Raw genomic sequence first — 10,133 nt, 5'->3', positions numbered from 1 at the left:
TGTATCCATGCAGACGCCTCACCTAGCGAGGTGCTTGCTTTCGCAATGGTTCCACCGCGAGCGAGGCTAGTCAAGCTGGCCCGCGGAAACGATTGTCGATATTGCGCCCGAAAAGGCGCTTGCGGGAAGTTCACCGCCGGCTCGGCTGGACTGTGACGGCGAGCGAGTTTCGTTGTGGCGGTTGATAAATCACGTTAGACACCGCCGGACCTATCGTGCGGACCCAGTTCTCGACACGGTGGACGTCCACGTCGGGTTCGGCGCCAACTCCGACGCCGGACGCCGACCATGGCGGGCTGGAAAATCACGACGTTGCTCCCTTCTGCTATCCGGCAGCCGGCGGATGGGCCACCACGGTGGGTCGGAACCCGTAGCGGGGAGCGGCAAAGCCGAAGCTGCGACCACCGGAGCCCGCCATCGGCATCCCAGGCATGCCGGGTACCCCCGCCATCCCAGCCTCCGCGCTCGGGGCGTATGCCAAGCCGGCCGATGGTGCCCCGACTGGCGAGCCGGTCCCGGGAGTGGCTGCGGCCCAACTGTGCGGCACCGACATCGCCCCGACCAGGGTTGCGCGGCCCATCCCGGCAGTCACCGCGGATCCGCCCAGGCCTGGTGACCCGAGCGCACCCACCGCCGATCCGACGTGGCTCACTGTGCTCATGGCCGACGGTGCAGCAGCCGCCCCCGTCAACAGGGCCGGATTGAGGCCGCCAACGCTTTGACCGGCCACCGCCAAGAAACCGATGTCAGCGAAGGCACTTGTCACAGCCGGGCTGATGCTGGCCGGGTTGAACCAGTTGCCAGAGAGGACTCCGTTCGACAGCCCGGAGGTTATAAAGCTCCCGACGGCCGACCCAGTCTGTCCGCTGAACATGTTCAAAAACCCGGCAATCCCCGTCGTGGCCGTATTCGACCCTGGCGCAAACGGATTGGTCCCCGCCGCCGATAGCGGCGACGAGAGCCCCTGTAGCGCGTTGGGCATCGCAGAGACCACCTGCGACAGCGTCGACTGCACACCCGCGCTCGACGACGTGCCGGTGGCCTGGGCGACCGTGCCGGCTTGGCTGGCCGCCCCGGCCGCGTTGGTGGTTTCCGGCGGCGAACCGAACGGTGTCACCGTCGAGGCGGCCGCCGATGACGCGGCGTAGCCGTACATCGCCGCGGCGTCCTGCGCCCACATTTCGCCGTACAGCGCCTCGGTGGCCGCGATCGCCGGAGTGTTCTGACCCAGCACGTTGGTCGCGACCAACGCCGCCAGCTGAGTGCGGTTGGCCGCGACTTCCGCGGGTGGCACCGTCATCGCAAACGCTGACTCGTACGCCGCCGCGGCGGCCTTGGCCTGGTAACCGGTTTCCTCGGCCTGGGTGGCGGTGGTGCTCATCCAGTCCACATACGGTGTGGCCGCGGCCGCCATCGATGCCGACGCCGGTCCCAGCCAGGACCCTTCGGCCAGGCTGGAGATCGTTGAGTCATAGGACGAAGCGGCCGAACCCAGTTCGGCGGCCAGCACATCCCATGCCGATGCGGCTGCCAGCATCGGCCCCGAACCGGGACCTGCGTACATGCGAGCGGAGTTGATCTCTGGTGGTAATGCCCCGAAATCCATTGCAGCAGCCCCTTATCCCGCAGCGACCGCGTTGGCGGCCTCGGTGGCCGCGTAGGACCTGGCACTGGTGCTCAAGGTGGACACGAACATTTCGTGAATCGCCGCGGCTTGAGCACTGACCGCTTGATACAGCTGGGCGTGCGCGACGAACTGGGCCGCGGTCAGCGCCGACACCTCATCTGCAGCGGCGGGGGTTACCGCCGTCGTCGGGCTGGCTGCGGCCGCGTTGTGGCCGGCCAGATCCGCACCAACGCCCTGCAGGTCGCCGGCCGCTGCGGACAATGTTTCCGGCTGCGTAGTAACGAATGACATGGACTTCTCCTTAGTGAAAAGTCCGACCCGGACACAGGTCTCGGCCGCTGTGCTGGTGGCGGGTGCGCATGGCCGTGTGCCCGCGCAACGCGGAGACAGGGTTTGGCGCAAACCGGTTCAGTTGGCGAAGTCGCTGCCGCGACCGGATCGGAACGAAACGTTCATCGATATCTGATGGTTCTGCGCAGAACTATCAGTGGAACTAGGTCTCGGCCCCACCTCCTCCTGGCCAGGACACCCCAGGCCGCCAAGAGAGGTAGGTCGCCCGACGCGGATCGTCGGTGGCACCCCTCTCGCCGGAGCTTTGGCACCACACGGCGTATCCGGCTGAGCCGAAAGCCACTTGGGCTCAACCCTTAACCCGGGAAGAGCTGTCCTGACCCTGGGCGTCTTTCGACGTTCGAGGTCAGTGGCCTATGTCCGTGCAGACGCCTCACCTAGCGAGGTGCATGTAACGTGTTTGTAACTTTATCGTGGCAGTCGCACTGACGCCCGTCAATGCAACTCGCGGCGGATTATCGGTAAATTGCTGGCGATCGTTACAGATGCCGCCGAACCAAGATATTCGCGGGCCGCAGGTGTTAACTGACGAAACCGTCAGAGGCTCGGAGGGCTAGTCGGACTTTTTCTCCGCGACGGCGGCGCTGAGGCCCTCGGCGAGGTCGTCGCGCGTCAATTCCTTGAACCGGCGCAATTGGTCCTCGCTGAACTCGTCCATGTCACTCGACAACACCGCGTCGAGGTCCTCGTCGTCGAGGCGGAAGCTGCGGTGATCACGCGCTTTCTCCACCACGTTGCGCACGAATCCCGCATTTCCCAGCACGTCGATGCCGCGGATCAGGTCGCCATCGTTCGAGATGTTTTCGTCGTCATAGAACCTGGTGTAGGCCGGCAGCAAGACGTCGACCGCCTCATCGGTGATCACGTCTTCGTTTTCCCGGCCCATCAATTGTGTCAGCGCGATCAGTTCCTTCGGGTTATAGCTGAAGAACTCGATCACCGTCGAAAAACGGCGCCGCAGACCCTGGTTCACCTCCAGCATCTTGTCCATCGCCTTGGCGTAGCCAGCTCCGAAGACCACCAGCTCGTCGCGGTGATTCTCCATGTAGAGCAGCAAGGTGTTGATGATCGCGTTGCCGTAGGCGTCGCCGGTGGAGTAGCCACTCTCGTGCAAGTTGTGCATCTCGTCGAAGAAGACGGCCCCGCCCAGCGCCTCCTCGAGCATCTCCTCGGTGTTCTTTTCCGCGTCGGCCATGTAGCGGCCGAGCAGTTTCGAGCGGCTGGTCTCGACAACCAGCGGCTTGCGTAGCACGGTCAAACCGCACAGCTGCTTGCTGAACGCGCGCGCCACCGATGTCTTCCCCGTACCGGGTGGTCCCAACAACAAGGTGTGCCGTGAGGTCACCGGCACCGGCAGCCCCATTTTGGCGCGGGCCAGATTCACCTTGGTGGTCGACTTGATTAGCTTGATTTCCCGCTTGGCGTGTTCCATGCCGAGCATCGCATTGAGCTCGGCATCCCCTTCGTCCAAGTACTTCTTGGCCATCTCGGCGTGACGCGCGGCCTCGGCCTGTTCGCGGGTCGGTGCGCTATCCGGGTCCCACGGATCCGTCCTGGCCTCAATGGTTTCCGGGTCGGTCAACACCAGCCGGAAGTTGGGATTGTCCAGCGCTTCACGTGCCGGCGTGAACTTCGCATCGCGTGAATACACCTGGCGGAGACACTCGGTGGCCTCTTCTTCGCGGCCCAGGTGCCGCAAACACAGTCCCTTGGTGTACATCGCGACGTTTGTCGCGCCGGGCACCCGGTCGACTTCGATCGCCTCCTGCGCGCGACGGGTCGCCTCCTCGAACACCCCTAGCGAGGCCAGTGCGGTGGTCGCCATGGCCGCACCGGCGGCCTTCAGTTCGGGGTGGCGCCAGGTGGTCCCGGGCGGGAACTGGGTGAGGACATCCGGCCAGCGGCCGGTGCGGAAGTACAGCAGCCCCCGAACGTACTTGAGAAGCTCCTCGTCGAACGGGTGGCGTGGCTCGGTGGAATCCAGCAGCGCCGCCGCTTCCGCGAACCGTTTCGCCTCGGTGAGGGCGGCCGCGTAGGCGGCAGCCAAGGACTCCACGCTGGTGACCGCCAGCTTCAGGAAGATCCCGTCGGAGACCTCGGGCCGAAACTCCAACTCGGACAGGCTCAGTCGACGCATCTCCCAGCCGAACGTCTTGACGGCTTCCCACGCGGCTGTGAGCACATCGATGCTCTGGTCGCCGGCGAGTACCCGTGCCAGCCAGGCGTCGCACATGTCCGGATCGAGCCGGGTGGCCGTCGTGAACATCTGCAACGCCACTTGCGGATTCTGGCTCGGCTGTAGCCCGTTGACCGAAATTCCGGACGCCAGAAGCCCAGCCACCATCGCGTTGCGGGCATCTGCCGCGTCGGCCTGCGGCCGGGTCATCGTGCGGCTTCGGCGAGACCCTGTTGATGGGCTACCGCACCGACCGGAACCAAGATGCCCTCGCCGTCGTCGAGTATCCGACTCGGCATCGGGAGCGGCTTACCCGATGTGGGCGCCGGAAGGCTCGCGGCTACCGCGCCCAGCTGGCGGCCGGTGAGCCGGTTCAGCCCGCTGAACGCCTCTTTACGCAGCCGCTGTTGGCTGTGGTAGCGCACCCAGGCAGCCACGTCGGCTTCCCGACCGTCCGCGATCAGCCGGATCGTCATAACGGTGACGTCGGCATCGGCGAGCCACAGCTCCCCGAGCGTCTCGGTGGTGATGTCGGAAGGTGAAACCCAGAAGCTGGTCACGTATCCGTCGGGGGTCTTCAGGTAGCGCCAGAACGGCCGAATGTGAGCCGGTTGGAGCCCGGCCAGCACGGCATCGTCCACGTCGTTGATCTCGTCGGCGGTCAGTGGACGCGCGGCGCAGCTTCGTCCGTCCAGATGTTGAGCCAGCCGCTCGGTAGCCGCCGCCAAGGTGCAGGCGACGGAATCGCGGGCGGCCACTGCCGCGACGTTGTGCAGTGGGTCCATCCGCAGTACCAGCCAGGTGTGGCGCTCCTCGAGCGGGCGTCGACCGCCGGTGGCGCCGAAATCGTCTTGAACCGCCGATTTGACGCCCTTGTTGCCCAGGCGCGTTCCGACCGAAACGATGTCGACGCTGTCGAGCCGGACATCGAACTGACGTAGCGCCTCGATGACCGCTTCCAGCGGCATAGATGCCGGTAACGCATCCCGATGGCGATGCCGTCCCGCTGATGCTGCTTCGCCGGCCCCTTCGACTGCGATCACGCCGATCAGCTGGCCGTCGTACTCACGCACCCCGACCGTTTCCTTGCTGAAGCGACGGCGGTGATCCATCGCAGGCGTGCAACCGACGGTCAACGCCTCCGGGTCGGCGTACCAATTTCGCACGCGCGCAATCGGTGCCGACGCAACGGGCACTCCCCCATTGGTGACCAGGGCGGCGACTGTCACCACCACGGCAAGACCGACAGCCACCCAGAAGGCCGCGTGACCGTGACCGGCCCGCCAAGACTCCGGCAGATGACTCGCAATCACCAGTAGCGCAACGTCAATGAGAAACACTACGGTGATCCGCGGCCACGACAGGGCCAGCCCGTATTCGCGTTGTGCCTTCATTCCTGTCTCCCGGTCTTTCGCATCAGCAGAGCCGCACCTAACACCAAGCCGGCTAGTATTAGCGCGCCAAGTAGTCCACCAGCGGCGACCCATACCGGCACCATGTCGCGCGGAGTAGGCGCCGGAGGCATCTTCAGTGCTGCCCCCGAGTCTTTCGGCAACACAGAACCTTCGGGTACATCCCAGGTCAGCGCGGCGACCGGGTCGACGACCCCGTAGCCGATCTGGTTGTCCACGCCACGAGCGGGTGCCCTGGCGGTGCGCTGCAACCGGTTGATGACCTGGTGCGCCGACAGCTGCGGATATTTCGCCCGCACCAGAGCCGCCACACCGGACACGATCGCGGTGGAGAAACCGGTGCCCGACGGCACCAGCAACGTGTTGTCCGGACCGTCAATCGCGTTGACCAGGCTGTCATCTCGCGGTGAGAACCCGACGACGTCGGTACCAGGTGCCCCGATTCCCACCCATGGCCCGGCCACGCTCAGTTTGTCCATCGGCGCGCCAGAGGCATTCACGGCGCCGACAGTGAGCACGTAGTCGCTGTACCACGACGGGGTTACCACCGTGGTCACGCCACCCCAGTCCCGAGAATCCTTGGGGTGCAAAGGATCTACCATGGGGTTTTCTTTGCAGTCCCGCTGACTGGTGTCGCCGGCGGCGGCGACGATCACGGCATCTTTATCGACCGCGGCGTAACGCACCGCCGCACCAAGATCTGGCGCGTCGATGACACTGCGCGCGCTCATGCACATCACTTCGGAGATGTTGATTACCCGCGCGCCCATGTTGGCCGCGTGCACGATCGCCCGCGCCATGGTGAAAATGCTGTCCCGCTTCTGCCGCGTCTGCGGGTCCTCGTCACCGGTGTACGCGTCCTTGAGGCTAAACGCCTGGCTGGCCTGGCGGATCGAGATCAACTCCGCGTCGGGCGCAATCCCTACGAACGCGTCCGACGGCCCTTCCGGAGGAGGATCCAGCGGCGGCGGTGCGGCCGGTCGCGGGTAATCGACCGAAATCACATGCCCGCCACGGGAATAGCCGGGCAGCACGGTTGTGCCATGACCGCCGTAGGCCGCACCCGGCGACTTGGGCTCTGCCGCCCCTGGCGACTTGGGTTCTGGCGATGCCGGCGGACCGCCGAATGGAGGGGGTGGTCCCTGCTGCTCCGATGACGGCGGCGGCGCCGGAACCATCGTGATGGTCTGGGGAGGCGGCGGCGCCACGCTAATAGTCTGGGGAGGCGGCGCCGGCGGCGGTGGTTCCCTGGTCGGAACTGGCACCGGTCGCCGCGGCCCCGGTCCGCCGGGGGCCTCGCCACTGGCCGGGGCTCCGCCGATCATCGACGCCACCAGCGTGCCGTGCGCGTCGCAGTCGGACAGGCCGTCGCCGCCCATCACATAGTCGCCGCCGGGAACCAGATGCGGCAGTCTCGGGTGCGGGGTCACCCCGGTGTCGATGACGGCGACTCGCACCCCGCCGCCCCGTCCGAAGCGCCACGCTTCGGGCAGGTTGAGCATGTCCATGTATTTCGGCTGCACCCGAAAGTCGCTGCCAGGCAACACGCCAACCTCGGTGCAGTAGGCATTCTGCTTCATGGGCTGGGGTGGACCGGGCGTGCCGTCCGGTGGTACCGCCGCCGGGTCTATCCCCGGAGGGTCGATCGCGTACGCGGGCGAACCGGACAGCGCTACCGAAGCAACGATGAGCGTGGTGGCAGCCACTGCGGCCGCGCGAAGCGGCCGCAGGTGGCGGCTACCGGTAGCGGATCGCTGCATAGACATTCATCAACCACAATGCCAGCGGGAAGATTGGCATCAGGCAGAGGTATTCGACCCATTCCACCAGTTTGCGGAACAGCGGGCTGTAGATGGTGTTGGGCACCGTCGCCGCGGCGACCAGTCCAGCCGCGGGCAGCAGCACCGCTATGCCCACTCCCACCGACACCGACGCCGCTGAGGACAGCGTCAGCACGTAGCGGACGATTATCGCGGCGACGATCAGGACCGACGTCACCGCCAGGATGATCGCCTGCAAACGGTCGACGTAGGAGCGACCGCGCAGCATCAGGAAGCCGGCAGTGAAAGCGGCCAGCAGCAGCGGCAACCACCGTTGGCCAGCGCGCGGATCGGCCAGGCCCACCAGGGACACGATCGTCAGCACACCCAGACCGACCAGCAAGCCGGTCAGGAACGACCGGGCCCGCTCGGCCCGCAGCACGACTTCTTGGATAGACGCGGGGCCTTCCAGGGTCGGACGGCCGCCGTCAATCGGGTGCACCACGGTGGTCGGCAGATCAGGCCGGGCCTCGAACACCCAGCGGCTGGTGGCAGACGGGAACACCGGCAATCGGATGCCGGACAACCAGCGAGAAAGGGCAGGTGCACTTTGGTAGCCGAACACACAGACCAGCAGTATGCAGGTCAGCAGCGTCACCATGCCGGTGTCAAATGCCATCCGGGCGAGGCTGGCGATCGTCGCCGCCAGGCAGACGGTGACGATGGCGGTGCCGGTACCCAGCCGACGGCCGGTGAACCGCATCGCCAGCATCGCGCCGACACCGGCGACCACGAAACCCAGCACCGCATGCGGTGCGCCGACCGGACCGGGAGGCGCCGCAGCCGCCGCCACCGCAAGTGGCGCCAGCCCGCTCCACATCAAGATGTCGCCCGCGCGGCGATTTTGCACCGTCTTGGCGCGCCCCAGGATCATCAGCGCCGCCGTGATCACCAGCACCGCGATGATCGCGGCGTAGGGCGCCGGGACCCACGATGCGTGCTGCGAGCGGAACCAGCCCAGCAGCCCCGAACCCAACAGCACCCCGGACGCGACCATTGCGGCACCGACCTGGACCGCCACCGTCGGGTTGATCGGAGCGAACCGCTTCCTCAGGCTCACTGACACGGCCGTCGAAATGTGCTCGATGACCTGGGATCGGTGCTCGGTGTCTTCGACGAATCGCAGCCACAGCCGGTCGCCGTCATAGATGTCCTGCTCGGTCAGCGACTGGGCGGCCCGCAGCGGCGTGCCGTCAACCAGGCACAGCGCCCATCTGCCGCGCTGCTTGGCTTCCAATGCCGACAGACCCAGCTCCCGCAGTCGGATGTTGATGACCTTGAGCAACGGGTCGATCATCACCGAGACTGGGGCGTTGGCGTCCAGCAGCACGCCGATTTGGGCGCCCTCGCCGGCGATGATGCCGACAACCGCGGACTGAGGCGACGAGATTGCCTCTGAACCAGGCTGTTGCACCTCGGCTACTGCGGTCATCGTGCCACCCCTCTGTCGACGAATTCTGGGTCCATGTGCCTTGCCTTGCTATTGGTAATTGTGACGTCGCGTCCCAATTGTTGAGCAGATTCTAGAATTATTTTGATGCATCCGCACCAGGAGTGAATGCTGCTCCGAAAATCCTTGGTATGCGGGGTACTTCCGTAACGATTGGTTAAACTCTGCTATGAGTTTTCCACTCGCCGTAGGGAAGAGTCTCTAGGACCGTCTTCACCCCGACCTGGACCAACTGCGGAGTGGCCGGGCAGATGGCCAACCAGGCCTCGTTCGACCCGGCGGTACGCGCTTGCTGGTACATCGCGATGCGCCCACCCGATCCGTCTTTCAGCGAGAGCACCGAGGCGCTGGGCGCCTTGGCGTCGTCCTGGTACTGCCTGGCGTAGACCGCGGCCTCAGCAGCCGGATCTGAGAGCGCCTGTCCCAGCGCGGCCACCGTCGCCGCGCTGATGCCGAGTCGCCGCAGATCGCCGCCCGAGAAGACGTTGAACCCGGAGCTCTGCCAGGCTTTCGTGATCTCCAGCATTTCCTCAAGCGGCACGTTGACCGCGTTGATCGCCGCGGGATCGGCGTGGTGGATCGACTCCAGTGCGTCGAAGAGCAGCGCCGCGATCGAGGCAGTATCCGCGATCGCGACGTCGTCGACGGTGATCTCGTCGCCTACCCGCACCGCCGAGACCCAGTGCTGGCCACGGCGGGCCAGCAGAACCCGGAACTCGTTGTCCGGGATATCGCGGGATCCCACCGGCTCGTCTTCGGCGCCTTCTTCCTTCTCCTTGACGCCGTAGAGCAGCTTGCCCCGGGACAGCAGCGCGACGACTTCCAGATCCGGTGCGGCCAGCACCCGCATCCGGGCCGCGATCGACTCGTCGACCGTCTCGCCCGTCACGATGCCCTGTTCCCGCATGATCGCCATGCCGGGATGCTCGTTCAGCCAGTCCATCGAATCGGTGGAAACGAAAGGCCGGCACCGCAACTCGGGCGCGACGTGGCGAATATCCAGCAACGCCTGCAACATCCAAAGGCCCTCGACGTTGACTGTGATATCGGTGCGGGTTGTTTGATCCATCACTACTCTCGTGTCTCGACGTGCTCGGTAACCGCACGACGCGGCAGCACACCCGGATCGGTGTGCTGCCGCGTCAACGGGTGAATTTTAGGCCCAGCTGCCGCCGACGGCGTTGTCGGTGGAGTTCATGTTGTTCCCCGCCGTTTGCACCTTCTGGCCGTGCTGGTTGGCCTGCTCGTAGATGACCTGGAAGTTACGACCCAACTGGGTGATGAACTCCTGGCAGGC

At 65.6% G+C, this 10,133-nt stretch carries 7 protein-coding genes, 1 pseudogene and 1 riboswitch; all 8 genes and pseudogenes read right to left on the bottom strand.

All coding sequences use genetic code 11. The features are described from left to right. Positions 1-325: 325 nt before the first annotated feature. Positions 326-1,606, bottom strand: coding sequence for a PPE family protein (locus tag VKI00_RS04770; protein WP_324435849.1), 1,281 nt, complete (start codon positions 1,604-1,606; stop codon positions 326-328). Between the two features lie 12 nt (positions 1,607-1,618). Then, positions 1,619-1,918 (bottom strand): PE family protein, encoded by a 300-nt coding sequence (locus VKI00_RS04765; RefSeq protein WP_324435847.1) that lies wholly within the window; start codon positions 1,916-1,918, stop codon positions 1,619-1,621. A gap of 281 nt (positions 1,919-2,199) precedes the next feature. After that, positions 2,200-2,370: riboswitch (M-box (ykoK) riboswitch) on the bottom strand. 161 nt (positions 2,371-2,531) lie between these two features. Beyond that, a complete protein-coding gene (eccA, locus tag VKI00_RS04760; RefSeq protein ID WP_324435845.1) occupies positions 2,532-4,364 on the bottom strand; it encodes a type VII secretion AAA-ATPase EccA in 1,833 nt (610 codons plus the stop codon). Further along, a complete protein-coding gene (eccE, locus tag VKI00_RS04755; protein WP_324435844.1) occupies positions 4,361-5,548 on the bottom strand; it encodes a type VII secretion protein EccE in 1,188 nt (395 codons plus the stop codon). The genes eccA and eccE overlap by 4 nt, the downstream gene beginning before the upstream one ends. After that, positions 5,545-7,326: a type VII secretion-associated serine protease mycosin gene (locus VKI00_RS04750; RefSeq protein WP_324435842.1), complete on the bottom strand. Its 1,782-nt coding sequence runs from the start codon at positions 7,324-7,326 to the stop codon at positions 5,545-5,547. The genes eccE and VKI00_RS04750 overlap by 4 nt, the downstream gene beginning before the upstream one ends. Continuing rightward, complete coding sequence (eccD, locus tag VKI00_RS04745; protein WP_324435840.1) at positions 7,304-8,818, bottom strand: type VII secretion integral membrane protein EccD; 1,515 nt, start codon at positions 8,816-8,818, stop codon at positions 7,304-7,306. The genes VKI00_RS04750 and eccD overlap by 23 nt, the downstream gene beginning before the upstream one ends. Before the next feature lie 175 nt (positions 8,819-8,993). Continuing rightward, positions 8,994-9,905, bottom strand: coding sequence for an ESX secretion-associated protein EspG (locus tag VKI00_RS04740; protein ID WP_324435839.1), 912 nt, complete (start codon positions 9,903-9,905; stop codon positions 8,994-8,996). Between the two features lie 87 nt (positions 9,906-9,992). Next, positions 9,993-10,133 (bottom strand): annotated as a pseudogene (locus VKI00_RS04735) (type VII secretion protein EsxI); the annotation flags it as partial.

The organism is Mycobacterium sp. (genome assembly GCF_035314665.1).
GTDB lineage: Bacteria > Actinomycetota > Actinomycetes > Mycobacteriales > Mycobacteriaceae > Mycobacterium.
This window is presented reverse-complemented; position numbering and strand designations above follow the sequence as displayed.